Here is a 26556-nt window from a genome sequence, read left to right on the forward strand (position 1 = left end):
CGAGGAACGGAAAGACTTGGCGCCCATTTTGAGCAGCTTCAAAGATGATGCCCTGATTGCGCTGGACAATCTTGCCGATCGCGCATCCGGGCTCGTCAATCCCGCAGTCCGGCTCGGAGTGACCGGCCTGTCACGTGCGGGCAAGACAGTCTTCATTTCGTCGCTCGTCCATAATTTGTTGAATGGCGGTCGCCTGCCCGTGTTCGAAGCCATCCGATCCGGGCGGGTCTCGAAGGTCCGGCTGGAGCCGCAGCCTGACGATGCGGTGCCGCGCTTCCAATACGAGGATCATATCGCCGCCCTGGTCAGGGATCGGGTCTGGCCGGATTCGACGAGGGCGATTTCGCAGCTGCGCATCACGCTCGACTATGAAAGTGCCAGCGGCTGGAACCGGATGTTCTCGCCCGGGCGGCTCTCTATCGACATCGTCGACTATCCGGGGGAATGGCTGCTCGACCTGCCCCTGCTGGCGCAGGATTTCCGGCAGTTCAGCGAGAGCACGGTGCGGCGGGCGCGCGCCGGCATGCGCGCAGGCCTGTCGCGCGAGTGGCTGGCGCTTGCGTCGGTGAGAGGTGCCACTGCGGCAGCCGACGAGGGCGGCGCCCGGCGCCTTGCCGAAAGCTTCACCGCCTATCTGCAAGCCTGCAAGGCAGACGATCGGTCCCTCTCGACGCTGCCGCCGGGCCGTTTCTTGATGCCCGGAGATCTCGAGGGTTCGCCGGCGCTGACCTTTTCGCCGCTTCCGGATCTGCCTGCGGGTCGCGCCCCGAAAGGATCGCTCTGGGCGATGATGGAGCGTCGGTACGAGGCCTACAAGACCCACGTCGTAAGCCCATTCTTCCGCGAACACTTCGCCCGTCTCGACCGCCAGATCGTCCTCGTCGACGCCTTGCAGGCGATCAACCGGGGGCCGGAAGCGCTGAGTGATCTGGAACAGGCACTTGCCGACGTGCTTGCCTGCTTCCGGCCCGGCGCCAATTCGTGGCTTTCGGCCCTGTTCACGCGCCGGATCGATCGGGTGCTGATCGCCGCGACCAAGGCCGACCACCTGCACCACGAAAGCCACGACCGGCTCGAACGCATCACCGCGCGGCTCGTCAGCCGCGCGGCCGAGCGGATCGGCATGAGCGGCGCAGGTCTTGAAGTGATGGCGCTTGCATCCGTCCGCGCGACGCGCGAGGCGACGGTGAACCACGACGGCCACACGCTGCCGGTGATCGTCGGCACCCCGATCGCCGGAGAGAGGATAAACGGCGACGTATTCGACGGAGAAAGAAAGACAGCGATATTTCCCGGTGATTTACCGGAAGATCCTGAAGTTCTTTTTGAGCCAGTGGACGGGCATCCTAAGGCCTCGAAACCCAAGGAAGCGGAGCGCGCGATGCCTGAGCTGAACTTCGTGCGCTTCCGCCCACCGCATCTGGAAGAGACGCGCGGCGGGTTGAAACTCTCGGTACCGCATATCCGGCTTGACCGTGCGATGCAGTTCCTGCTCGGAGATCGCCTGGCATGAGCGACGATTTCAAGAACCATGGGCGCAAGCCGGCCGCATTCTCCGTCGAGCCTGACGAGCAGGCCAAAGGCGCGGAGCGACAACCACAACGGCGTGCGCCGGCAAGCTACAGCGACCGGGTCGTCATGACGCCTGATGCAGACGATCCCTTCATCGAGACGACTGCAGCGATCGAGGGACTCAACCTGCCGGAAGCAACGCCGCGTCGACGACGGCTGTCCTTCGGCAAGGTGGCGGCGGGCGCGCTGGGAATACTGCTTTCGCTTGCCTTGGGATTGTGGGTAGATCACCTGGTTCGCGACCTCTTTTCCCGTGCCGATTGGCTTGGCTACGGCGCGATCGCCGTCGTCGCGATCGGCGCCCTCGCCTTCCTGGTCGTCATTGTGCGCGAACTGTCCGGCATGATGCAGCTGACGGCGATACAGCAGTTGAAAAAGGATGTCGGTGAAGCTGCAGCCAGCACCAGGACCGCGCGTGGCGCAACGGCAAGGCTCGTTCACCTGCTGGCCGCCAATCCCCGCACGGCGAAAGGTCGGGCGCGGCTTGCGGAAACAGAGGGCGAGATCATCGACGGCCCTCATCTCATCGAGTTGACCGAGCGGGAATTGCTGACGCCGCTCGACCGCGAGGCGCGCCGGATCATTCTGGCCGCCTCGAAACGCGTGTCGATCGTGACCGCCGTAAGTCCGCGCGCGCTCGTCGATTTAGGCTATGTTCTCTACGAATCGGCTCGGATGATCCGTGCGATGGCGGAACTCTACGGCGGTCGCCCAGGCACGCTTGGCATGCTGCGGCTCATGCGCGACGTCATCGCACATCTCGCTGTCACCGGTTCGATCGCCGCCGGCGACAGCCTCATCCAACAGGTCTTGGGCCACGGCCTCGCATCCAAACTCTCCGCGCGGCTTGGCGAAGGGGTGATCAACGGGCTGATGACCGCGCGCATCGGGATAGCGGCGATGGATCTATGCCGCCCCATGCCGTTCCGCGCGCTGAAGCGACCGGGGATCGGGGACTTCCTTTCCGATCTCGCGCCCGGCGCATCCCGTTCGGAAAATCGATCCGGGAACTGATTGCCGGCAGTGGTGACGGCGTCAATCGTGCCTGTTCACGGAGGTATTGCGATCCTGGCGGCGCTATATGCCGGCATACCAGTCGTAGCCGAGGTCCTCCCAGAAACCGCCGTTTCCCTGACCGTAGGGTGCGAGGTCTGAGGCGAGCTCGATCGAGCGAACGTATTTCGCCATCTTGTATCCGAGCTGACGCTCTACCCGCACACGCAACGGAGCGCCGTTCGCGACCGGGAGCGGCGCGCCGTTCAATCCATAGGCCAGGATCGTCTGCGGATGGCGGGCATCCAGCATATCGATCGATTCGTAATAGGCGACCTCCCCGGATAGGCCGAGATTCATCGTGTCGAAGCATCGAAAGACGACGTAGCGCGCGTCCGACTTCGCCCCGGCCTCGTCCAGCACGGCGGCGAGCGGAACACCGGTCCACTTGGCGATGCAGCTCCATCCTTCGACGCAATCGTGCCGGGTGATTTGCGTGCGTGACGGCATATTGCGCAACTCATCGAGCGATAGGCTCAGAGGCCGGTCGACAAGGCCGCCGACCTCCAGCCGGTAGCCGGCGAAACTTGCGTCCCGAAGAGCGGCGTAGATGGAGTCCGTGGGGTCGGTTGAGCCGTTCGGCTTTTGGCCCTGACGGATCTCGCTCTCCGAAAATTCCTTCGCCAGACTGTCGGCACCGACCAGGAATCGCTGGACGCGATAGGTCAGGCCATTCGCCCTAGCCATTGCGTTGCGCACGGTCGCATCGCTCGACAGCATGCCGTCCAGCGCGTCGCACTCAACCAGGGGCATCGTCGAGACGGCAACACCCGCGGCGGTCAGAAAGCGTCTGCGGTTGATGATGATCCGGCTCATCGTTCGGGTTCTCCTTCGGTCGCCTCCCCGTCGATCCGGTACCGTCCGGTCACCATGGAGCGCATCTCGTTGATCGGTCCGGCCGCAAAGACCATGAAGATGTGGATGGCGAAGAAGCCGACGAGCAGCATCATGACAACAAAATGGATGGTGCGTGCCGTCTGGCGGCCGCCGAAGATCTCCGTGAGCCAGGGCACGGCGGCGTTCATTGCCGGCGACATCGTCAGTCCCGTCAGGAACATGAGCGGGAAAAGGCCCAGAAGAACAACCGCATAGGAGATTTTCTGAAGACCGTTGTAAGAGCGGCCATGATGAAAACGGAACCGTAAATGCTCGACGACACTGCCCGGCAAGCCGCGAATATCCGAAAGGGTCGGCAGAATATCGCGCCGCAGATGGCCGGTGATCAGGCTTGCAGCAAACCACGAGGCGAACGTGGCCGCGAACAGCCAGGCGAAGAAGAAGTGGACGACCCTGCCAGTCGCGAGATCATGATAGGAGGGCACAGTCAGCCAGGCCGGAAATGCCTGGTACGCCCGGCTGTCCTCCGGGCCGCTGACACCGAGCAGGCCGGTTGTGTCGATGGGCCGACCGAACAGGGTCGTCAGACCCTCGGCATTACCGTCGGCTCCTCTGACTGCGCGGATCGACAGCACACTGTTGTCGAATGCGAAACCGGATTGCTCGCCGATATAAAGCGATGGGTGGGCATTGAAGATCTGCAATCCGCTGAGGAGCAGGAAGAACAGCGCGACCGCCCATATCCAGTGCGTGATCCGCGTCGCGAGGCCGTGCCGACGAATCGTCGTCCGCTGCATGTCAATGTCGTGCTTTTGCTTGTCTATCGCCGTTGCCATGTCCGAGACCTCCCGCGATATGACGATGACGTAGCAGGCGGCAATAGAGTTTCAAAAACACGTCTGCCCCGACCGACGCAATTCCCGGTGAGGCCCGCGTGAGCCGCGTAAACGGCGCTTTTGACAGGCCGCTTTCCAGGTGGATTGGCATGTATATGAGCAACAAAGAAACCGTCCATTAACCATTTGAGCGCAAATGTGGTTACCAGTTTCGGACGTTGACCCATCAAGGATCGATTATGTTCTCGCGCCCTTCTTTGATCGTTCGCGGCGTTGCCGCTTTTGCGCTTGCTGCCACTGTCGGCCTTGCGTCGCCGGCGTCTTCCGGCGCCCGCGACAAGGCGTTTTTCGAGAAGGTGGCCGGCCAGTGGAAAGGTCCCGGCGAGATCGTCGCCGGCAAATACAAAGGCACGAAATTTACCTGCGACCTCATCGGCGAACCGACATCGGGTGCAGACGCCGGGATCAAGCTTGACGGCTTCTGCCGGGTCGGCGTCTTCAAGCAGGCGATGTCTGCCATGATTACGCAGAAGGGCAGCAGCTATACGGGCAAGTTCCTCGATGGCGCCGACGGCAAGGGGCTCGACGTGGTCTCCGGTAATGTCGCCAAGGACAAGGTCGTCGTCGGGATCAACCGCAAGCAGCTCAATGGCGCAATGATCGCCCGGCTGCAGGATGCGGAGACGATGAACATCACGATCTCCGTCAAGGTCGAGGAGACCATGATCCCGGTTATCGGCGTCAACCTCAACCGGCAAATGGACAAGATCGCCGTCGGCTCGATCAAGTAGCGACGGAAGCCTACAGCGCCGCGCGTCTTATCAGACGCGTAAAGGTCGCTGCGCTTTGAATTGCTGCATGTTTCCTTAGATCGGCTACGATTTAAGGAAACATGCAGTAGGCAAACGGCCCGGCCTCAGCGCCGGGCTTTTATTTTCCGGAAGGAGCTTCCCGCGTTCAGGTGCGCCTGCGCCACCAATCGGCGTCGCCATCCGCCACCTCAATTCCGGTGATATCGGCATCGTTCAGCCATTCGCGGACCATTCGCCCCTCTATGCAAAGGTCGGCTGCGAAGTCGGCAAGCGGCATCAGCACGAAACCGCGCATCGTCATGCGCGGATGCGGCAGTTCCAGCTTTTCGCTCGCTGAGATCACTTTGTCAAAGGTCAGCAAGTCGATGTCGATCGTGCGCGGCCCCCAGCGCTCCTTGCGGATCCGCTTCATCGCCCGCTCGATATCAAGACAGGTATCGAGCAGCGCCTCGGGATCGAGCACCGTCTCCACCTCGGCGCAGGCGTTGAAGAACCAGGCTTGATCGGTCTTGCCCCAAGGGGGGGTTCGGTAGAGCCGCGACACGGCGGCAATCTTGCAGTCCGGTCTTTTATCGAGTGCGCGCAATGCCTCCGCCATAGCCCGCGGCGGATTACCGAGATTGCCGCCGAGACCGAGCGTAGCGTGCCGCCAGGTCCTATTCTGCGACATGCTCGACCGTGACTTCCACATAGTCCAGCACGCCCGGGACCGGCGCGTTCGGCTTGCGGATGGAAACCTTCGCGCGCCGGATTTGCCGGAAGCGTGCGCAAAGGGTCTTTGCAACCTCAAGCGCCAGCGCCTCGATCAGATAGCGCCGGCGCCCGGTGACGATTCTCTCGATTTCCGCAAAGGCGATACCGTAATGCACGGTGTCGTCGATGCAATCCTCCGCGAGTGCGGTGCCCTGCTCCACCTCGAGCTCGGCATCAACGAAGAAACGCTGTCCGAGAAACTCCTCCTCGTCGAGCACGCCGTGGCGGGCGAAGAAAGCACAATTCTTCAAGGTGATGATGTAGGTCCCGGTCATGGCTTCGTATCCCGTCGGCTGTTCTTTGCGGCCAGCATAGCATCTGCCAATACCAGTGCATCCCTGTTGATTGCGACATCATGCACTCGAAATATCGCAGCGCCCGCAGCCCTAAGCAGCGCGGTCGTCGCCGCCGTTCCGACGTCACGCGCCGGTGCATCTCGTCCTGTGACGGCGCCGATGAAGCGCTTGCGCGAAGTTCCGACCAGAATCGGCAAGCCGAAGCGATGCAACTCGCCGAAACGTGCCATCAGTTCCAGATTTTCGTCGGTGTCCTTGGCAAAGCCGAAACCCGGATCGAGTACGATTCTTTCCCGGGCGATGCCGGCCCCGGCTGCGATCGCAAGCGATCGGTCGAGAAAATGAAACTGATCATCGACGACATCATCGAGTTTCTGCCGGTCACGGCCCGTATGCATGATACAGAGCCCTGCGCCCGTCGCTGCCGCGACATCCGCGATCGCCGCTTCACGCTGCAGCCCGTACACGTCATTGGCGATGTGGGCGCCCGCTTCTACGGCGAGCCGCGCCGTTTCGGCACGGTAGGTGTCAACGGAAATGATCGCGTCGGTTTCGCGAGCCAGCCCGGCGATCACCGGAAGGATGCGCGCTTGCTCCTCCACGGCGGTCACCGGCGCTGCGTCCGGACGGGTGGATTCACCACCGATATCGAGGATTTCCGCGCCCTGCTCCACCGCACGCAGGCCCGCGCTTACGGCCGCAGCGGCATCGATGAAACGCCCGCCGTCGGAGAACGAATCCGGGGTAATGTTGATGATCGCCATCAAAACGCCACGCGGCCCTAGTTCGAGACTGCGCCCGTGCGCCAATTTCCAGCGAGACGCCTGAAATGGAGTGTTCGTCATGGTCCCATGATCCCGCGATGCCGAGAAGTGCGCCATATTCCATGGCCCACCAATCAAATTCAGCCTGTTGAATATCAAAGAGTTGCGAAGTTTTCTTCAAGCCACTCCGAGGTTCCGAGCGCCCTCCGCAGTCGATTTGTGTTGCGCTCGCGCTGGCTATGCCCCAAGCTTCAACGAACTTCAACTAAAGAGAACCACGTATTGATGTACCGAGTACGCGTTTCGCTGAAAGCCGCTCTCGTCGCGCTCCTCGTCGGCCTTCCGCTGGGGAGTGCTGCGGCAGAGACTGTGTTCAGCAAGAGCTTCACCTATTTCTCGATCGGCGGTCGCACGGCTGCCGAACTCGACAAGGCACTTGCTGCGGCCGGCCCTGTGATGACAAGCACGGGCGCGCGCCATCCCGGAGCGACGCGGATCAAGTTCGGCGGCACGATCACCTATGTCAGCCGTGGCGGGCGCTGCGCCATCGGCACGGCGCGTGTAACGCTCAGCACGCGTATCATCCTGCCGCGTTGGAAATATCGCAAACAGGCGGGGCGCGATCTGGCATTGGTTTGGGACACGCTCGCGAGCGACATAAAGCGCCATGAGGAACGGCATGCGGAGATCGCCCGCAATCATGCGCGCCAGATGGAAAAGGCGTTTCTAGCCCTGAAGCCTGAAGCGGATTGCGAGCGTATGCAAGCCAAAGTGGCTCGAACAAGTGCGACCGAAGTCGAAAACCACGACAAGGATCAGGCACGCTTTGACCGCACTGAGGCCGCAAACTTCGATCGCCGCATGATCCGATTGTTGCAATACCGGCTGGAAGGCCTCAAGGACGGGCGCTGAGGTTATCGCCTCCTGCCCTTCGCGCACGATGCACTGCGATCCACAGTGCGACTCCTTGGCTTTGTTTTAGAAGCAAAAAATCGCCCCCCAAGAACAGGGTGACTATAATCCGGCAGCGCGCAAGGCGACTGCTCAAAACCCACGGTATTTTATTGGCGAATTCTAACGATGGCAGTGAGAGGCCGACTCAGCTATATCGATACTATGAAGTGAGCGGTAGAATTGAAGTTCAACCTCTCGACGAGATGAGCGTTTAGCTATGAGTCGATAGTAAGACGCTTTGCTCGGATGGGACTTTATTTTGGTTTCGCGTCGTTGCTTCAGGCCTTTAATACAGCGCCGAAGCAATGAAGCAAAAACAGGTTCTCCTGGCGTGTCCTGGTGCAGCAGATGCTCCCTCCCTCATCTGTTTGCGATACGCCCTCCTTGCCTCGCTCGTCGACGCGACCAGCGAGGCATTTTTTTGTGTGCTGTGTTGGAGTAGCCGAGAACGGCCCCGGGGTCAGGCCTGGCGCTCCGGAACATGGACGACCAGCCCGTCCAGAGCCTCACTCATCTTGATCTGACAGGAAAGCCGCGACGTCGGACGTACGTCGTAGGCGAAGTCCAGCATGTCTTCTTCCATTGCCTCCGGCGCGCCGACGGCTGCCGCCCATGCGTCGTCGACATAGACATGACAGGTCGCGCAGGCGCAGGCGCCGCCGCATTCGGCTTCGATGCCCGGCACAGAATTACGAACCGCATTCTCCATGACCGTGGAGCCGTTCTCGACGTCGAGTTCGTGGCGCGTGCCGTCAAAGGCTACGATCGTAAGTTTTGTCATTTCACTTTCCGGAATGGATTGGTAGGAGTGGCCGCCAGCGCAAGTTCCTGCTGCAGCAGGCGGCGACGGCGCGGATTCAGCGCACGTTCTTCCAACAAATTGGCCAGCCAGTCAACAACGGCCGGTCGCGCCCCGTGGGACACGCCCGTCAGCGCGGCCGCGAACGGCTTCTGATACACGAGGCCCCGCAAGGGATTGAAGTCAGCGGCAAAGCTTCAGAATAAAAAGCTCGGTCACGAGCACAGCCGCGCCGAGCGCGCCGGCAAGGATCGCGTTCCCTGGTTCGCGCTCGATCGCGGCCGCCGCCTCCGCAACGTCAACGGCGCCGACGGCAAGCGCGGAACCCTTCAGCCGATGCGCAGCCTGGACGCGCCGATCCGCGTCACCGGCAGCGATCTCGCCGACCGCTTGCCGCGACTGCCGCGCGAAAAGCTGCAGGACCTCAATCTCCAGTTCCTTGTCCCCCATCGTCTGCTGGCCGAGTTGGGCGAAGTCGATGGGCTTTCTGCCGAGGGAGGAGCTTCCCGGGTTATCCGGTGCCTCGAAGGCTATCTTGAGTGCCGCCATGGGCCAGTTTCCTGTCGAAAGGTGTCACGTTCGCCGGCGTTGTCGCATCGCGAGTGCATGCGTTGATTATCAACCGCCGCCCGCTGCCATCGGCTTAAAGCGCGATGCAGTCGACGCAGGAATCTGAGGAAATGGTTAACGCATGTTAAACGGGCTGATTTCCTTGGCTTTTCCCGCCGGAAGGCCGTCATTCTGTTAAGAAATCATTAGGATTTTAATGAATGCGGATTGCGCTTAATTGTAAGAACCTGGCTAATGTGTCACTACGATACGGTTAGGAACGTGTTTGCGTACGAAAGTGGCAACTGTTCCGGTGGATAAGCTCTGTGCTCGGTGCCGAGAGGCCTTAGTTCCGGCTATCCATCGAGGCAATGGAATGGGTGATCAGGCAGGGTATGGCGCAGATGTGGTGCGTAGTGCCCTGGCGTCACCGCCCTGTTTCGGATGTCTTCGGGATTGCCTGTGCGGCGCCGCGGAGATGGCCATCGGCGGGCAATAGTAGTGAGGCGTATCCCTATGGCGACGAAAAAGAGCAGTGAGTCGATCGACGAAAAGGCGTTCCAGGCACTGGAAGCGGCCCTGAAAATCGACTTTGACGACCTTAAGTCGGCTCTGGATGACAAGACTTCCTTGGATGAACCGGAGGAAACCGTGTCTGAGCCCAGCAAGCAGGCGGCGGCATCTGATCAGGCGCAGGCTCCAAAGGCGCAGCCGGAAGCGCCGAAGACGGTGCGCAGCCTCGCGCCCGAGCCCGCTCCGAAGCAACCGCCGCTTTCGCCGGCAAATGACGATACACGGCGATCGCCGGCCGCGATGCTGCGCTCCCTCGAAGTCCGCACCAGCCGCGCGGCAATCCGTACCGCTGCGCTGGTGTCGCTGCTTTGGGCCTTCGCTGGTCTCGCCGTCGCCCATCTTCTCTACGCACCGCAGATCTGGCAGATCCGCTCGCTCGCCGATCTCGCCGCCACGCCGGGTGCAATCGGTGTTCTTATCGGCATCGCCCTGCCCGTGATGCTGTTTTTCTCCTTTGCCACCATGCTTGCGAGAGCGCAGGATCTGCGTAATGCGGCGCGCTCGATGGCGGAGGTCGCCCTCCGTCTTGCCGAGCCGGAAACAACCGCCGCGGACCGCGTAATGACCGTTGGCCAGGCCGTCCGTCGCGAAGTGTCGGCGATGAACGAAGGCATCGAGCGTACCATCGCACGTGCGACGGAGCTCGAAACGCTGGTTCACTCCGAGGTCAATGCGCTTGAACGCAGCTACAGCGAAAACGAACTTCGCGTTCGCACCCTCGTGCAGGAACTGGGACTGGAGCGGGAAGCGATCATCGGGCACGCCGACCGTATCCGCACCTCGATCGCCGGTGCGCACACCAAGCTGAAAGACGATCTGGAACTGGCGAGCGAGGATATAGCTTCGCGCATCGCTGTGTCCGGCGAAGCCTTTGCCTCTTTGATCGATACGCGCTCGGCCGCACTCACGGAAAGGTCGGAAAACGCGCTGCAGACCATCAGCACGATGCTGTCGACCCGCACCGATGCGCTCCTTTCCGGACTGACGACGGCGGGGGTTGCGCTCAGCAATGAGTTCGATGCGCGGCTCGATGCCCTCAGCGAAACCCTGGAAAAACGCGGCGAGCAATTGCTCGGCCAGTTCGAGACCCGCGCTTCGAGCCTGGATGCCAACACCGAGAAGCTGAACGCCGCCCTCAACGAGCGTGCACGCCAGCTCAATGAAACGCTGATCGCACGGACCCGCGACCTCAACGAGAGCCTGAGTGTCGGCCAACAGGCAATCGCTGGCGGGCTCGACGACATGCTTGCCACGCTCAACGCCGCCCTCGACGAAAAGGGCGCAAGCTTCAGGCAGAGCCTGAAGTCGAGCGCCGACGATGCAATCATGGATCTCGATCTTCGCGGCGGTTTCTTCGAAGAGAAGCTGCAGACAACGGTCGGCCAGTTGGCGACGGCCTTCGACGAACGCTTCCACGAGTTCGCAAGTGCTTTCGACAAGCGCGCGAGCCTGCTCGACACCAAGCTGATGGAAAGCCTTCACCGCATCAACGAGACCGTTTCCGGTGGCTCTGAGGCGATCGGCAGCGCTCTCGATAGCGGCGTCGAGAAGATCGGTTCGGCCCTCTCCGACCAGTCGCTGACGCTTGCCACGGCACTCGGCGCGACACAGGATTTCATCGAGGAAAGCATCGGCGGCCGTACGTCAGAGCTCAGCAATCTCATCGGCAGTGCGCAGAACCGGATCGAGAGCGTGCTTTCCGACAAGACCGGATCGCTGATGGGGGCGCTCACCGAGGCACAGGAACGGATCGAGAGTGGCTTCGGCCGGCGTGCCGATGCGCTTGCCGATGCGCTCACGACCAGCGAGCAGCGCCTGACCGAAGGGCTCGATTCGCGCACGGCTGCCTTCATCGACGGCTTGCAATCCGCGCATGCGCGGATCGAACAGACCCTCACGGGCACGACCGACGAAATCACCAGCGCAATCGCGGCAAGCCAACATCGCCTGGACAACACGCTTTCGGAGCGCACTGCCGCCATCTCGACCGCCCTCACCTCCGGCGCGAGCCTCGTCGAGGGTGCTGTCGCCGGTACCGCTGATCGGCTGGAGCGCGTCCTGTCCGAGCGCGGAGAGGCGATCTCCGAAGCGCTTGGCAGCCAAACCAAAACGCTCGAAGGCGTGCTGTCGCAACGTGGGGACGCGATCACCGACGCGCTCACCAACCAGACGACGGCGCTCGATGGGATCCTTTCGGAGCGCGCGACGCAGATCAACTCGACGATGTCGGCCCGCGCCAATGAAATGGCGGACACGCTCAGCCGCCACGCCGAGGACGTTGCCGACAACCTGACGTTCCGCGCAATGGCCGTTGCCGAGACGATGACGGACCGGGTGGGCGAGATCGAGAACAAGCTTTCACAAAGCGTATCCGAGGTAGCCGAGAACCTCGGCAGCCGCGTCAGCCAGATCGCCGGCACGCTCACCGAAACAAGTGCCCGTATCGCCGAAGATCTGAGCGGCCGCGTCGGCAAGATTTCGGACGCCTTGACCGGCACCAGCGCCGAGATCGCGGAAGCGCTCACTGCCCGCACGTCCGAGGCGACCGCCTCGCTCGCCGGCAAGGCTGCGGAAATCGAGCAGGCGCTTTCCGGCAAGACCGAGCATCTGCGCGACACCCTCACGACAACGCATGATCAGATACGGGCGACGCTCGACGATCGGATCCACGCGATCAATCTGGCGGTCGGCCAGGGCCGCGAGCAGCTTGATGATCTGCTGTCCGATCAGTCCTTGGCGATTGCAACGACGCTCGCAACCAGCGCCAGCATGTTGGAAATGTCGCTCGAGGAGCGACAGACGTCGATTGCCGGCGTCATCGACCGCAGCGCCGAAGCGCTTGACGCGCGCATGCGTTCCACCACGGGCAATATCGCAGAGCGGCTTGCCGAGACGGCCGACCAGATCAGCCTTGCGGCCGACACGCTCACCAATCGCGTAGACATTTCGATCAACGGCATCAATAACCGTCTCGACGACACCGGCGCCCGCATCGAGGCGAGCCTCGGCTCGCTCGAAGATCGCGTTCAGGGCAGCGTTGGTAGCGTCAACGCATTCGTCGATGAAACCGGCGCGCGTATCGAAACGAGCCTCGGTTCGCTTGAGGAGCGTATTCGCGGCACCGTCGGTACCGTCGGCGGCATCGTCGACGATACGGGTATCCGCATCGAGAACCGCCTCGGCGCCGTGGAAGAGCGCATCCGCGGCAGCGTCGGCAATGTCAACGCGATCGTTGACGACACCGGCGCGCGCATCGAGACGAGTCTCGGCTCGCTCGAAGAGCGAATTCGCGACAGTGTCGGCAGTGTCAACGCCATCGTCGACAGTGCCGGACAACGGATCGCCGATAGCCTTGGCGAGCGCGCCGGGGAGATTGATCGGGTCAGCGAGATGGCGGCAGCCCGCATCTCGACGGCAATCGAAACCGGTACGGGCCGTATCGAAGAGCGGCTCGGTACGATGGACCGTGCACTCAACATCGGTCTCGAAAACGTCAACCGGACGATCGAAGGCAAGGCAGCCGCCCTCGTCACGAGCCTGCGCGGCGCGGTAAGCAGCGCGGCGCAGGAGCTCGACGCAGAAGCTGCCCGTTCGGCCGATCTGTTGTCCAAGGCTGGCGTGGATTTCGCCGACGCGCTTGCCGCCCGCAACGCCGAATTCGCGAACTCGATCGAGCAGACCGCATCGACGACTGCCGCCCGCCATGCCGACCTCGTCCGCTCGGTTACGGACGCCGCGGATACGGCAACGGCCCGGCTTGCCTCCACCCATAACCAGGTTGCAAGCCACGCTCTGGGCATCCAGCAGAGCCTCTCGGATGCGGAAAAGGCTCTTGATGCCCGGGGCCAGGCCATCCGCAGCACGCTTGACGAACGCACCCGCGAACTCAATTCGATGCTTGCCGGCCGTTCGCTCGAGTTGTCCCGCCTTCTCGACGAGCAGGCACGGCCCGTGATCGAGCAGTATGCGGCTACCGGCAAGGAGGCCGCCGAACGGATCGCCGCCCTCACCCAGGAAAGCGCGGATCGCCTGCGGGCCGAAAACGCGGCGCTCATCAATGCCATTACCGAGCGGACCGACGAAACGCTCAACGCCATCACGCTGCGTGCGGAGGAGACGGCCAAGGCCATGAAAATGGTCGAGAACCGCCTTCAGTCGACGGCGATGGGCCTTATCGACCAGCTTGCCGCCAACAATTCGGCGATCTCGACCGTTATCGACCAGGCGAACGACAATCTCGGCGACATGGATCAGCGTCTCGAGGCAACGGCATCGAAGTTCTCGGAAACGACGCGGCAGGCGTCCGACATGCTGTCGAGTTCCACCCGCCTCATCGAAGGCCGGGTCGACAAGCTGTCCGACATCGCAGGCTCGACGCTTTCTCAGATCGGCGGGATCGTCGGGCGTTTTGAGGACCATTCGAAGGTTCTCGGCCAGGCGTCCGATTTGCTGGCAGCCGCCCAGTCGAACCTGGTCAGCACGCTCGAAGAGCGTCAGGGCGCATTGCGGACCCTTTCCGTCGGCCTGGTGCAGCGCTCGGAGGAAATCGAACGCACGATGCGGGCACTGGAAGGCTTCGTCGATGGTGCCTTCCAGCGGGCCGAAGAACGCTCCGGCCAGGTGGCCGGCAATCTTCGCAGCGGCATCCAGTCTTCCTTCACGGACGTCGGCCGGTTGCTGTCGAGCACCGAACAGCGTGCGAACGAGGCTGCCGAAGCTATGCGCAACGCGCTGGCGCAAGCCGGCGAGGAAGCCGGGGCGTCGGTCGAAGGCGTCTTCGCGCAGGCCGAGGAACGGACCCGCCAGATCGCCGATACGTTGCGCTCGGGCGTAGAGACCTCGTTCGCCGACGTCAACAAGACCCTGTCGCAGGTGGAGGGCCGCGCGCTCAGCGCCTCCGAAGCACTTCGCCGCGCGATCGCCAAGGCTGGCGAGGATGCCGGTCAATCGATCGAAGGCGCCTTCGCGAATGCCGAGGAGCGTTCGAAGGAAGTTGCGTCCCGCCTGCGCGGCAGTGTCGGGGCCTCGGTGTCCGACATCGAGCGCATGCTGGCCGAAAGCGGCAAGAAGTCTGACGGCGTCGCCGCCCAACTGCGCGAGGCCGTCCGTCAGGCAATCGATGAGGCGATCAACCGCTTCAGCGGTGCGACCGACGATATCCGCCGCTCCGCCAACGAGATCCGCAAGGAACTCGACATGACCCGCGAAGAGTTGAAGCGTGGCGCTTTCGATCTGCCCGAAGAGGCAAAGGAGAACGCATCGATGATGCGGCGCGCCGTCTCCGAACAAATCAAAGCGCTGCAGGAGCTTTCCGAAATCATCGGCAAGTCCTCCACGCAGCTCGAGGTCGCGCAGCCGGTTCGCCAGCAGGCCGTTTCGAATTCACGGGCCCCTGCTGCCCCTCGCCCCGCCGTCCAGCAACCGGTCGCGGAGGAGCGGCGTGAGCAGCCGGCCCCCGCTCCAGCGCCGGCTCCCGCGTTGCGTGGAAGCCTTGGCCTGGAGCAAGCCACGCGCCCGCAACCGCCTGGCCGCCAGGATGTCGCCGAGGACCGCGCGGAAGAAGGTGGCGGCTGGATGCGTGATCTGCTTCGCGCCGCCTCGCGTGAAGAAGCTCCCGCCACCGCGCGCCAGCGGCCGGCGGAAAGCCAGCCTTCGGTGCGCCCCGGCGACAGCCGCAATCCACGCCATGTGGTCGAATCGTTGAATTCGCTCTCGGTCGACATCGCCCGGGCGATCGACCACGACGCATCGGTGGATCTCTGGCGGCGTTATCAACGTGGTGAACGCGATGTGTTCACGCGCCGGCTCTACACGCTCAAGGGCCAGCAGACGTTCGACGAGATCAAGCGCAAGTATGATCGCGAGCCGGAATTCCGGACGGCGGTGGACCGTTACATCGCCGATTTCGAAAAGCTCCTCGCCGATGTCGCGCGGAACGATCCCGACAAGCGCATTACGCAGACCTATCTGACGTCCGATACGGGCAAGGTCTATACGATGCTCGCCCACGCGGCCGGTCGCTTCAACTGATCCACCAGAGAGTTCCTGCAAGCAACGGCCCCCTCGAAAGACGGGGCCGTTTTCGTATCCGCCGTATCGCAAGCGGCCATACTGGTCCTCGCAGGCGAGCGATGTGGCGTCGCCAGTGTCGACCCGGTTGCCTACAGCGCCGCGCGTCTTATCAGACGCGCAAAGGAGGTCGTAGCGCTTTGAATTGCTGCATGTCTTTGTCCTTAAATCGGCTCCGATTCGGGGACAAAGTCATGCGGCAATTCGAATGCTGCAATGAGCTTCGCGCGTTGGATGCACGCGCGGCGCTCAAGGAGGCGGAAATGAAACCGCGGATTAAAGTCCTTACCCTTGGCGTGAGCGATCTCGAAAAATCTCTCGCCTTTTATCGCGACGGAATGGGGCTGCCGACGGAGGGGATTGTCGGCCAGCAATTCGAAGATGGTGCGGTGGTCTTTTTCCATATGGGCGAGGACCTGATCCTGGCGCTATTCCCGACGACTTCACTTGCCAAGGATGCGAAGATCGCCGCTACGCCAGTGCGGCTCGGTGCGGTGTCGATCGGGCACATCGTCAAATCGAAAGAAGAGGTCGATGCCGTCATGAAGCAGGCCGAGAAAGCCGGCGCAACCATCACCGATCCGGCGCATGAACGCTTCTGGGGCGGGTATTCGGGCTATTTCCACGACCCGGACGGCCATCTCTGGGAGATCGTCTGGAACCCGCAATGGACGGTCCCGGACTGAAGTGCCACGCACGGAAGAGACTGTCGCCGCGCTGAGGGCTTGACGGATGAGCCATGCGCCCTGGGGTCTGGCAGAGTGAACATCATCCAAGAAAAGAAAAGCCCCGGCTGAAACCGGGGCCTACTAAGGTCTGCTGATGATCGAGCCGGAGCTTTCGGGATTCGATCAATGCTCCTTGTTTGCGTAAACCGACTTCTTCGTCAGGTAGATGAGGCCGGTGAAGATGAGCAGGAACACCATGACCATGAAGCCGGTGCGCTTGCGGTCTTCCAGATGCGGTTCGGCCGCCCACATCAGGAATGCCGAGACGTCCCGGGCATACTGGTCGACGGTCTGCGGCGTACCGTCGTCATAGGTGACCTGGTCGTCGGAGAGCGGTTTGGCCATGGCCAGCGCTGCCGCGTTCGCGAAGTACGGGTTGTAATGCGTTCCTTCAGCGACCTCAACGCCTTCCGGCGGCTCCTGGTAACCGGTCAGCAGCGCATGGATGTAGTCCGGTCCGCCTTCCTGATAGGGCCAGAACATGTCGAAGACGAACTGCGGAAAACCACGCTCAATCCCGCGTGCCTTGGCGATCAGCGAAAAGTCCGGCGGTGCGGCACCGTTGTTGGCGGCAGCAGCGGCTTCCTTGTTCGGGAACGGCGACGGGAAGTGATCCGACGGAACTGCCTTGCGCGCGAACATCTCACCGTCGGCGTTCGGTCCGTCCTGCACTTCGTAGTTGCCCGCGAATGCCTTCACCTGAGCCTCGGAATAGCCCAGATCTTCCAGGGTGCGGAAAGCGACGAGGTCCATCGAGTGGCAGGCAGAACAGACTTCGGTGTAGACCTTGAGGCCGCGCTGGAGCTGGCCCCTGTCGTAGTGGCCGAAGAGGCCGGCGAAGGTCCAATCCTGCTGTTCCGGCTTGTGGATCGGAAAGTGCGGCGTGCCGCTTGTGGCGTGCTCCTCCCCGCCTGCCGCTTCCTGGGCGACGGCGGCGCCCAGGCCGAGACCGGCGACGACAGCGAGTGACAGAATGCCTGTAACAAGCTTTTTCATTGTTGTGGGTTCCTTATCAATCACTGTTCTGATCAAGCGCGTACGGTTGCCGGCTGCGCCTTTGCATTCTGCTTTTCCAGCACCGCTTCGGTGATGGAGTTCGGAATGCGCTTCGGCGTTTCGATCAGGCCGAGAACCGGCATGATGACGAGGAAGAAGGCGAAGTAGTACAGCGTGCCGAGCTGCGACATCACGACATAGAGGCCTTCCGCAGGGCGCGAACCCAGCCAGCCGAGCATGATCGCGTTGGCGACGAAGATCCAGAAGAACAGCTTGTACCACGGGCGGTAGACGGCCGAGCGGACCTTGGACGTGTCGAGCCAGGGCACGAAGAACAGGACGATGATCGAGCCGAACATCACCAGAACGCCGCCAAGCTTGGAGTCGATCGGTCCGATGCTGAAGGTGATGGCGCGCAGCATCGCGTAGAACGGCAGGTAGTACCATTCCGGAACGATGTGTGCCGGGGTCTTCAGCGCGTCGGCCGGGATATAGTTGTCCGGATGGCCGAGGAAGTTCGGCATGTAGAAGACGAACCATGCGTAGACGATCAGGAACACCGATACGCCGAGCGCATCCTTCAACGTCGCATAGGGGGTAAAGGCGACGGTGTCGGTCTTCGACTTCACTTCGACGCCGGTCGGGTTGGTCTGGCCGACGACATGCAGAGCCCAGATGTGCAGGACGACAACGCCGGCGATCATGAAGGGCAGCAGATAGTGCAGCGAGAAGAAGCGGTTCAGCGTCGGCTGGTCGACGGCGAAGCCGCCAAGCAGGAACTGCTGGATCCACTCGCCGACCAGCGGGAAGGCCGAGAAGAAGCCCGTGATAACGGTCGCACCCCAGAAGGACATCTGACCCCAGGGCAGAACGTAGCCCATGAAGCCGGTTGCCATCATCAGAAGATAGATGACGACGCCGAGGATCCAGAGGATTTCACGCGGCGCCTTGTAGGAGCCGTAGTAGAGACCGCGGGCGATGTGGAGGTAGACCGCGATGAAGAAGAACGACGCGCCGTTGGCGTGCAGGTAGCGCAGCAGCCAGCCGTGGTTGACGTCGCGCATGATCTTTTCGACCGAGTTGAAGGCGACGGAAGTCTCGGCCGCATAATGCATGGCCAGCACGACACCGGTCAGGATCTGGACGATCAGCATCACGGACAGCATGGCGCCGAAGGTGTAGGCGTAGTTCAGGTTGCGCGGAACCGGATAGGAGACGAACGAGTCGTGGACAAGACGCGGCAGCGGAAGACGGGAATCAACCCACTTCTCGATGCCTGTCGTTGGCGTGTAGGTTGAATGATCAGCACTCATTATCAGTAGTCCCCTCAACCGATCTTGATAACTGTGTCGGAAACGAACGAGAAGGTCGGCACGGGGAGGTTTTCCGGTGCCGGGCCTTTGCGGATACGGCCGGCCGTATCGTAGTGCGAGCCGTGGCAGGGACAGAACCAGCCACCGAAGTCACCGGCCTGACCAAGCGGAACGCAGCCGAGGTGGGTGCAGGAGCCGATCATGACGATCCAGTTCTCCTTGCCCTCGCCGGCCGAGCGGTCGAGATCGTTGGCCTGCGCATCGGCAGCGAGATTGGCGTTGCGGGCAACCGGGTCCTTGAGGTCGTCCAGAGAAACGGCCTTGGCTTCTTCCACTTCCTTGTCCGTGCGGTTGCGGATGAAGACCGGCTTGCCGCGCCATTTCGCCGTCAGCGACATGCCGGGCTGCAGGCTGGCAACATCGACCTCGATCGAAGCGAGCGCGAGCGTCGATGCGTCGGGACGCATCTGGTCGATGAACGGCCAGGCGGCGGCAGTAGCGCCGACGACGCCGGCCATGCCGGTGGCCAGGTAAAGGAAATCGCGGCGAGTGGGCTCGCCCAAGGTCTCGCTTGAAGTGTCGTGTTCGCTCACGGCTAAACCATCCTCTCACGCAATGTTGCGGAAACCGCATCCGCCCCGGCGAGATTCCTGTGCAGGCCTTTGCCCAAGCCAAGGAATCACGCCCTCTCAACTCGCTGGCGCCCTGGCCGGCCTGCCAAGACAAGCACTGACCGGACACCAGTATCCGGAAATCATACGTACGCACTGCACGCAGATTCCCCGTCAATCGGGCGCGTTCTATGCTTGATCGCAAATTATGTCCAGCCTTGACAAGGGGATGTGGGCAGATTGTCGCGGGTAAAAGCGCGACCAATTGGCACAAGGACTTGACGGGGTTGCGGGCCTTTTCCCGGGAGCTGTCGCGGACGGTCAGCGGGCGGCTTTCAAGCGCCCTATTCCGCCGCTTCTTCGCGCGCCAGAAATCCGCCTGACTGACGTGACCAGAGGTCGGCGTAGAGTCCGCCGCGGGCGATCAGCTCCGCATGGCTGCCGTCCTCGACGATGTGCCCCCGGTCCATCACGACAAGCCGGTCGAGCGCGGCAATCGTGGATAGCCGATGGGCGATCGCGAGCACCGTCTTGCCCTCCATCAGGCGCTCCAGATTCGACTGGATGGCGGCCTCCACTTCGGAATCGAGCGCGGAGGTCGCCTCGTCGAGAACGAGGATCGGTGCATCCTTCAGCATGACGCGGGCAATCGCTATTCGCTGCCGCTGGCCGCCGGAAAGCTTGACGCCGCGTTCGCCGACATGCGCATCGAACCCCCTTCGGCCACGCTGATCCTGGAGGTTCACGATGAAATCGTATGCCTCCGCCTTGCGGGCCGCTTCAATCAACTGCTCTTCAGAAGCGCCGGGCCGGCCAAAAAGGATGTTGTCGCGGATCGACCGGTGCAGAAGCGAGGTGTCCTGGCTGACCATGCCGACATGGGCGCGCAACGATTCCTGGCGGACGGTCGCAATGTCCTGGCGGTCGATCAAGATGCGGCCGCCCTCGAGGTCGTAGAAGCGCAGCAGCACGTTGACGAGCGTCGACTTGCCGGCACCGGACCGACCGACGATTCCGACCTTCTCGCCGGGCCGAATGGTGAGCGAGAAATCGTCGATGACACCGCCACCTTTTCCGTAGTGGAACTTCACGTGCTCGAAGCGGATCTCCGGTCGGTGCACCGTCAGGTCGGGTGCGCCGGGTCGGTCGACGAGCCCGATCGGCTGGGAGACGAGCTCGGCGGAATTCTGCATTGTGCCGATATTGCGCATGATTGCGTTGAACTGCGACATCATGCGGCCGAGCAGCATGTTGAGGCGCAGCACCAGCGCCAGCGTGAACGCAACGGCGCCGGAACTGACGGAGCCGGCGAGCCACAGATGGATCGAATAGACGGCGATTGCCGTGATCATCAGGCCTGAAAGCAGCGCCAACGACGACCGCACGGCCGTCAGCAACCGTGTGAAGGGGATCACCGCTCCCTGGAATCGGTCGAAGCCGCCGCGAATATAGCGGTCGTTCTCCTCGTTACTGCCGAAGAGCTTCAGCGTCTCTATGTTCGAATAGGCGTCGACCATGCGGCCACTGAGCATCGACGCCATCTCGGCCGTTTCGCGGGCGTGCTTGCGTACCCGGGGGACGAAATAGCGGGCAAGCGCAAGGAATACCACGATCCAGAACGCCACCATTGCCGCGAGCCGCCAGTCGAGCTGGGCTATCAACGCCATGGTCGAGGCCGTATAGATGACGATGAACCAGACGACCTGCAGCAGCGAGACGATGAGGTCGCTCGTGGCCTGCGCGCCGGACCAGACCTTCGTGACGATGCGGCCGGAAAAGTCGTTCTGGAAGAAGGTCAGCGACTGGCGCGCGACGTGGACGTAGGATTGCCAGCGCACGAGGTTGAGAAAGCCGGTGATGATCGCCTGTTCCTCGACGAGCGCGGCGAGCGCAACCGCGAGAAAACGGAACACCAGCACCGTCAACAGCATGAAGAGCAGTTCCGGTCCGTTGGTGGCAATCAGCCCGCTCCACCCGGCCTCCGGCTTCACCGTGTCGAGGACGTCGACCAGCCGGCCGACGAAATAGAAAAGCCCGGCTTCCAGCATCGCCACCAGGCCGCCGAGTGCCGCCATGGCGAGGAACGGTCCCTTTGCCTGGCTCGCATAGAACCAGGCGAAGCCCCACAACGATTTTGGCGGCTGCAGCCTCTCCCGCGGTGCGAACGGCTTGATCCAGTTCTCGAAGATGGTGACGATGGCCCGCAGCATGTTTTCCGATATAGGTGGTTCTGAAACAGCGGCAAACGATTTCCGATGCCGGCGACATTACAAAATTCGTAAGTTCCGCAGCGCACTCGCCCGAAAGAACTCGAAAAAAACGCGTTAACTGTTTGTTGCCAAAGGCCAATGGAAGCGGCGGATTACTCCGCCGCTTCTTCCTTCTCCAGGTCGTCGGCAATGAAGCCGCCGGACTGGCGCGACCAGAGATCGGCATAGAGCCCGCCCTTGGCCACCAGTTCTTCATGAGAGCCGGTTTCGACGATTCGACCGGCCTCGAGGATTACCAGGCGATCCATCTCGGTCAATGTCGAGAGCCTGTGCGCAATCGCGATCACCGTCTTGCCGGCCATCAGCGCGAACAGGTTTTCCTGGATCGCGGCCTCGACTTCGGAATCGAGCGCCGACGTTGCCTCGTCGAGGATCAGGATCGGTGCATCCTTGAGGAAGACGCGGGCGATCGCGATGCGCTGGCGCTGGCCGCCGGAAAGCTTGACGCCCCGCTCGCCAACCTGCGCATCGAGGCCGCGCCTGCCAAGATTGTCCTCCAGCGTCTGGATGAAGTCCCAGGCATTCGCCTTTTTTGCCGCGGCGATGATGTCCGCATCGCTCGCTTCCGGATGCCCATAGGCGATGTTGTCGCGGATCGAGCGATGCAACAGTGAAGTGTCCTGCGTAACGACGCCGATCTGTGCGCGCAGGCTATTTTGGGTGACGGTGGAGATATCCTCGCCGTCGACCCGGATGGAACCCGACTCCAGGTCGTAGAAGCGCAGCAGCAAGTTCATCAGCGTCGTCTTGCCGGCGCCCGACCGCCCGACGAGGCCAATCTTCTCGCCCGGGCGGATATCGAGCGACAGCCGATCGATGACACCCTTCGCCTTGCCGTAGTGGAAGCGAACGTTGTCGAAGCTGATCGCGCCCTTGTCTGCCTTCAGCATGGTCGCATTCGGCTGGTCGACGATGTCGTGCGCCTTGGTCATCATGCCCATGCCGTCATAGACCGTGCCGATATTCTCGAACAGTGCGGAGACCTCCCACATTATCCACTGCGACATGCCGTTGATGCGCATCGCAAGGCCGACCGCGATGGCGATTGCGCCCACCGAGATCGCGCTCGTCAGCCACAGGTGGATGCCAAGGGCGCTGATGGCGAAAAGCGCCAGGCTATTGTTCGCGTAAACGAACACATGGAAGAGAGTGACCTTACGCATCTGCCGGTGAACGGTATCGAGGAACTCGTCCATCGCCGTGCGGGCGTAGGTCTCCTCGCGACCTGCGTGCGAGAACAGCTTGACGGTACCGATGTTGGTATAGCTGTCGACGATACGGCCCGTCATCATCGAGCGCGCATCGGCCTGCTCCTTCGAGATCTTCTGCAGCCGCGGCACGAAGTAGGTGACAATGCAGATATAGACCACGACCCAGACAGCGAGCGGCGCAACCAGCCGCCAGTCGGCCGTCGCCACGACGATCAGCATCGTCACGAAATAGCTGACGACATAGACGAAGACGTCGAGGATCTTCATCACCGTCTCGCGCACCGCAAGCGACGTCTGCATCACTTTCGTGGCCACGCGTCCTGCGAATTCGTTGGCGAAGAAGGTCATGCTCTGGCGCAAGAGGTAACGGTGCATCTGCCAGCGCGCGATCATCGGGTAGTTGCCGAGCAGCACTTGATGCATGACGAAGGAATCGAGAGCGACCAGACCCGGCAGGCCGATGAGGACGAGCGCCGCCATCCAGAACAGCTTGTCGCCTTCGGCCGCCAGGAAGCTCTCGCGGTTGGCACTGGAGAGCCAGTCAACCATGTTGCCGAGGAACTGAAACAGCGCCACCTCACCGATCGCGATCAGCATGGTGCAAACCGACATGATCAGAAGCCATGGAACGGCAGGCTTTGTGTAGTGCCAGCAGAAGGCAAAAAGGCCCTTCGGCGGAAGCGTCGGCTCTTCCGTCGGATAGGGATTGAGGCGGGATTCAAACCAGCCAAACATTATCGAGCTCCTTCAGAGTATTTTTGAAGGAAGGCGGGTCGCCCCGCATTCTTATCTGGAAAAATCGAAACCGGAAATGGACCAGTAATACAGGCTACGACCTCCGGAGAACCGGAGCGCGCGTCAATCGATCGACAGAAAGAATAGGCGCGGAACCGGTCAGACCAGGAATGACCTGGCCCAGAGGCGTGTCATCACGGGAATATGCATGCATGCCTCCATTAGTTCGCGTTGAAGATGAGCGAGCTTTAAACCTGTTCGCGCGCCCGCGCCAGATTGTCGCGGGTATTTTATTGCCCATTTGGTAATCATCGTGCTGGCTGTTGCCGATACGGCACAAATTAGCGAGCGCAAAACCAGCGACACCAAATGTGTCCTCCGATGGCGGGGCCACGGGTGGATCGTGTGCCGATTCACTGTCATAGAAACCGTCGCTTTTGCACGCTCCGTCACGTTCCGGTGAAGGTCCATGAACAATCTCCGCATCGCGCTCTACCAGCCGGATATCCCGGGCAATACCGGCACGATCCTGCGGCTTGCCGCCTGTCTGGGACTCGCGGTCGACATCATCGAGCCTGCCGGCTTCGATCTGTCGGATCGTAACCTCAAGCGCGCCGGCATGGACTACATTGCGGCCGTCACCCTCACCCGCCACGTCAATTGGGAGCGCTTCGAAGCCTGGCGGGCGACCACCGGCAGGCGGCTTGTGCTGGCCTCGACCAAGGCGGCGCAGCGCTACACGCGCTTCAGCTTTCGCGCCGATGACATCCTGCTGTTCGGACGTGAAAGCGCCGGCGTGCCGGACCACGTGCACGAGCGGGCCGACGGCCGCGTCGTCATCCCGATGGCCCCCGGTCAGCGTTCGCTCAATATTGCCATCTCGGCCGCCATGATCGTCGGCGAAGCAATCCGCCAAACCGAGCCTGACTGACCGGGCCGCGAGAAGCGTCATGCCCTGCCCTCTTGTTGTCGGGGACGCACGGCGAGCAGCATCCGGCTTACGAGGCAGATCAGGGCGAGCACGCCGAGCAATGCGCCGGCGCCCGTAAAGGCGGCCGCATAGCCCCAGTCGCGGACGAGCGGCTGGCTTGCGAGCGGTGAGACGAACTGGCCGGCAAAGATTGCCGCGATCAGGGCTCCCGAAAGTCGTCCGCGCAGCGCTGGCGGCGCGATGGCGAGCAACGAAGCCGAGAGGTTCGGCGTCATCAACCCCATGCTGATCCCGGTTATCGCCGTTGCGGCAAGGATGCCGGCATAGGATTGGGCGCTTCCCAATCCGATGTAGCCGGCGCCGAGCGCTGCGAAACCGAGGGCAAAGACGCCCATCCGGCCGATCTGGCTCCTCACCCGCGAAAAGGAAAGCGCCGCGAGGACGCCAACCACCTGCCCTGCTCCGATCGCGATGCCGGCGCGGCTTGGCTGGGCGATGCCGAGGCTCTTCAGATAGAAGGGCAGCTGTGTCGGTAGCATGTAGAAGATCGCAAAGTGCAGGCACGCCGCAAACAGCACGAGGACAAGAGGCAAAGCGAAACCATGGCGAGGCGCCGCTTTGACCTCTACAGAGTGCGACACCGCTGTCCTGTGCGGTTCCGGAATGAGCGCCAAGACTGCCGGCAATAGCGCAAAAGCCAGGCAATAGATCGCGAAGGGCCCACGCCAATGGATGTCGGCGAGCAGACCGCCGCCCGACAGGAAGATGGCGCCGCCGATTCCGACGAAAGCGGCCTGAAACCCCATGTAGCGGTCGCGCGCCGCACCTTCGAAGAAGTCGCCGACAAGCGCGGTAGCTGTCGTCATGATGCCTGCGACGGAAATGCCGAGCACCGCGCGGCCGGCAAGCAAGGCCGGCAGGTTGTCGAGGACGAGACCGGATGATCCGGCGAGCGCAAAGACGACAAGCGAAAGAAGCAAGAGCCGCTTTCGGCCGAACCGGTCGGCAATGACACCGGCAACGGGCGCGAGTGCGGCGATGAAGATCGCCGGCAGCGTCAGCATCAGCCGGCTGAGCAGGGCTGCCCCCTCGGTCTCGGCGAAGCGAGCTTCGATGCCGGGCAAGGATGCGGAGATTGTCGCGCCCGACATGATCGTCAAGGCGCTCACGCACAGAAGCGTGAGATTGCGGCCCCTGGTTTCCGCAGAAGGAACCCCCTCTGCGGCAGTTGATACATGGAAGCTTGGGTCGCTCATGCCGCGATCTCGTTGTAAGGCGTCGTCTTGCGGGCGCTCTTCAGAGTGCGTGCCCACCAGGTCAGTCGATCCATCATCAGGAACAACGGCGCTCGCAATTCATCGGGCTTGTAGAGATTTCCGGCTGCATCGAATTTCGACCAGGCTTTTGGGAAAGCGATGCCGTCGCGCAAGGTGACCGTATGCAGTTCGCCAAAAACCTGACGGAGCTGTTCAACCGCTCTGATGCCACCGGATGCGCCACCATAGGAAACGAAGGCAACCGGCTTCGCGTGCCACGGTTCGTAGACCGAATCGATCAGCTCCTTCAGCGCGGCGGGATAACCATGATTGTATTCGGGCGTGACGACGATAAAGGCATCCGCCTCGGCGACCTTCCGTTCCATCCATTCGGCAGGATCGATCGCCTTTTCGACCCCGCGAGAAGTCCTCAGTCTCACCGGATCGATGATCGTCAGGCTGAAGACGCTGGATGCCGAAAGTTCACGGATGAGCCAACTGGCGACGGTATCGCAGAATCGGCCCTGCCGTGCGCTGCCATAGATCACGGCGAGGGTCAGCTTCTCTGTCATGGGTATCAGCTCCTTGTTGTCGCTATCAGGGAGCTCATGCTATAGAACCTCAACCATAGTTTAGGT

The 26556-nt window shown here is 62.1% G+C and carries 22 protein-coding genes; 7 read left to right on the forward strand and 15 right to left on the reverse strand.

The window, feature by feature from the left end; all coding sequences use genetic code 11:
- The first annotated feature begins 16 nt into the window (after positions 1–16).
- Together RB548_RS08230 and RB548_RS08235 are read left to right on the forward strand one after the other, a co-directional pair.
- Positions 17–1513 carry a YcjX family GTP-binding protein gene (locus tag RB548_RS08230; protein ID WP_331374442.1) on the forward strand — a complete coding sequence of 499 codons (1497 nt, stop codon included), beginning with the start codon at positions 17–19 and terminating at the stop codon, positions 1511–1513.
- Positions 1510–2586 carry a YcjF family protein gene (locus tag RB548_RS08235; RefSeq protein ID WP_331374443.1) on the forward strand — a complete coding sequence of 359 codons (1077 nt, stop codon included), beginning with the start codon at positions 1510–1512 and terminating at the stop codon, positions 2584–2586. Before RB548_RS08230 ends, RB548_RS08235 begins: the two co-directional genes overlap by 4 nt.
- Positions 2587–2649: 63 nt before the next feature.
- Here RB548_RS08235 and RB548_RS08240 read toward each other — a convergent pair whose 3' ends face one another.
- Together RB548_RS08240 and RB548_RS08245 are read right to left on the reverse strand one after the other, a co-directional pair.
- Complete coding sequence (locus RB548_RS08240) at positions 2650–3441, reverse strand: molybdopterin-binding protein (protein ID WP_331374444.1); 792 nt, start codon at positions 3439–3441, stop codon at positions 2650–2652.
- Positions 3438–4298 (reverse strand): cytochrome b/b6 domain-containing protein, encoded by an 861-nt coding sequence (locus RB548_RS08245; protein WP_408642403.1) that lies wholly within the window; start codon positions 4296–4298, stop codon positions 3438–3440. Before RB548_RS08245 ends, RB548_RS08240 begins: the two co-directional genes overlap by 4 nt.
- A gap of 239 nt (positions 4299–4537) precedes the next feature.
- Between RB548_RS08245 and RB548_RS08250 the strand changes: the two genes are divergently transcribed.
- Entirely contained in the window at positions 4538–5089 is a 552-nt protein-coding gene (locus RB548_RS08250) for a hypothetical protein (RefSeq protein ID WP_331374445.1), read from the forward strand.
- Positions 5090–5255: 166 nt separating this feature from the next.
- Here the strand turns inward: RB548_RS08250 and folK are convergent, their stop codons facing one another.
- Genes folK through folP form a run of 3 tightly spaced genes read right to left on the reverse strand, consistent with a single transcriptional unit; the run spans position 5256 to position 7004 of the window.
- Positions 5256–5780 carry a 2-amino-4-hydroxy-6-hydroxymethyldihydropteridine diphosphokinase gene (folK, locus tag RB548_RS08255; RefSeq protein WP_331374446.1) on the reverse strand — a complete coding sequence of 175 codons (525 nt, stop codon included), beginning with the start codon at positions 5778–5780 and terminating at the stop codon, positions 5256–5258.
- On the reverse strand, positions 5767–6138 hold the full coding sequence (gene folB, locus RB548_RS08260) for a dihydroneopterin aldolase (protein WP_331374447.1): 372 nt from the start codon (positions 6136–6138) through the stop codon (positions 5767–5769). The genes folK and folB overlap by 14 nt, the downstream gene beginning before the upstream one ends.
- Entirely contained in the window at positions 6135–7004 is an 870-nt protein-coding gene (folP, locus tag RB548_RS08265; RefSeq protein ID WP_331374448.1) for a dihydropteroate synthase, read from the reverse strand. Before folP ends, folB begins: the two co-directional genes overlap by 4 nt.
- A 204-nt stretch (positions 7005–7208) precedes the next feature.
- On the opposite strand from folP, the gene RB548_RS08270 reads away from it, so the two are divergent.
- Positions 7209–7835, forward strand: a complete 627-nt coding sequence (locus RB548_RS08270; RefSeq protein WP_331374449.1) for a DUF922 domain-containing Zn-dependent protease — start codon at positions 7209–7211, stop codon at positions 7833–7835.
- A 502-nt stretch (positions 7836–8337) separates the two neighbouring features.
- Here RB548_RS08270 and RB548_RS08275 read toward each other — a convergent pair.
- The 3 genes from RB548_RS08275 to RB548_RS08285 are packed head-to-tail and all read right to left on the reverse strand — an operon-like array spanning position 8338 to position 9225.
- Entirely contained in the window at positions 8338–8658 is a 321-nt protein-coding gene (locus RB548_RS08275) for a 2Fe-2S iron-sulfur cluster-binding protein (protein WP_331374450.1), read from the reverse strand.
- Positions 8655–8837, reverse strand: a complete 183-nt coding sequence (locus RB548_RS08280; RefSeq protein ID WP_331374451.1) for a hypothetical protein — start codon at positions 8835–8837, stop codon at positions 8655–8657. The genes RB548_RS08275 and RB548_RS08280 overlap by 4 nt, the downstream gene beginning before the upstream one ends.
- A gap of 22 nt (positions 8838–8859) precedes the next feature.
- Positions 8860–9225 (reverse strand): Hpt domain-containing protein, encoded by a 366-nt coding sequence (locus RB548_RS08285; protein ID WP_331374452.1) that lies wholly within the window; start codon positions 9223–9225, stop codon positions 8860–8862.
- A gap of 516 nt (positions 9226–9741) precedes the next feature.
- Between RB548_RS08285 and RB548_RS08290 the strand changes: the two genes are divergently transcribed.
- Complete coding sequence (locus RB548_RS08290; RefSeq protein ID WP_331374454.1) at positions 9742–15828, forward strand: apolipoprotein A-IV repeat region-like domain-containing protein; 6087 nt, start codon at positions 9742–9744, stop codon at positions 15826–15828.
- A gap of 302 nt (positions 15829–16130) precedes the next feature.
- Positions 16131–16553 carry a VOC family protein gene (locus tag RB548_RS08295; protein ID WP_331374455.1) on the forward strand — a complete coding sequence of 141 codons (423 nt, stop codon included), beginning with the start codon at positions 16131–16133 and terminating at the stop codon, positions 16551–16553.
- A 165-nt stretch (positions 16554–16718) separates the two neighbouring features.
- On the opposite strand, the gene RB548_RS08300 is transcribed toward RB548_RS08295, so the two are convergent.
- The 5 genes from RB548_RS08300 to RB548_RS08320 form a co-directional block, all read right to left on the reverse strand.
- On the reverse strand, positions 16719–17591 hold the full coding sequence (locus tag RB548_RS08300; RefSeq protein WP_331374456.1) for a cytochrome c1: 873 nt from the start codon (positions 17589–17591) through the stop codon (positions 16719–16721).
- A 32-nt stretch (positions 17592–17623) separates the two neighbouring features.
- Positions 17624–18904 carry a cytochrome b gene (locus RB548_RS08305; protein WP_180937762.1) on the reverse strand — a complete coding sequence of 427 codons (1281 nt, stop codon included), beginning with the start codon at positions 18902–18904 and terminating at the stop codon, positions 17624–17626.
- Positions 18905–18918: 14 nt separating this feature from the next.
- Positions 18919–19497 carry a ubiquinol-cytochrome c reductase iron-sulfur subunit gene (gene petA, locus RB548_RS08310; protein WP_331374457.1) on the reverse strand — a complete coding sequence of 193 codons (579 nt, stop codon included), beginning with the start codon at positions 19495–19497 and terminating at the stop codon, positions 18919–18921.
- A 362-nt stretch (positions 19498–19859) separates the two neighbouring features.
- Positions 19860–21725, reverse strand: coding sequence for an ABC transporter ATP-binding protein (locus tag RB548_RS08315; protein WP_331374458.1), 1866 nt, complete (start codon positions 21723–21725; stop codon positions 19860–19862).
- 152 nt (positions 21726–21877) lie between these two features.
- Positions 21878–23731, reverse strand: a complete 1854-nt coding sequence (locus tag RB548_RS08320; protein WP_331374459.1) for an ABC transporter ATP-binding protein — start codon at positions 23729–23731, stop codon at positions 21878–21880.
- 469 nt (positions 23732–24200) lie between these two features.
- Here RB548_RS08320 and RB548_RS08325 point away from each other — a divergent pair, with 469 nt between their 5' ends.
- Positions 24201–24662 (forward strand): tRNA (cytidine(34)-2'-O)-methyltransferase, encoded by a 462-nt coding sequence (locus tag RB548_RS08325; protein ID WP_331374460.1) that lies wholly within the window; start codon positions 24201–24203, stop codon positions 24660–24662.
- Between the two features lie 17 nt (positions 24663–24679).
- Here RB548_RS08325 and RB548_RS08330 read toward each other — a convergent pair whose 3' ends face one another.
- Positions 24680–25918 carry an MFS transporter gene (locus tag RB548_RS08330; protein WP_331374461.1) on the reverse strand — a complete coding sequence of 413 codons (1239 nt, stop codon included), beginning with the start codon at positions 25916–25918 and terminating at the stop codon, positions 24680–24682.
- On the reverse strand, positions 25915–26490 hold the full coding sequence (locus RB548_RS08335) for an NADPH-dependent FMN reductase (protein WP_331374462.1): 576 nt from the start codon (positions 26488–26490) through the stop codon (positions 25915–25917). Before RB548_RS08335 ends, RB548_RS08330 begins: the two co-directional genes overlap by 4 nt.
- Between the last annotated feature and the right edge of the window lie 66 nt (positions 26491–26556).

Source organism: Sinorhizobium chiapasense (assembly GCF_036488675.1).
GTDB lineage: Bacteria > Pseudomonadota > Alphaproteobacteria > Rhizobiales > Rhizobiaceae > Sinorhizobium > Sinorhizobium chiapasense.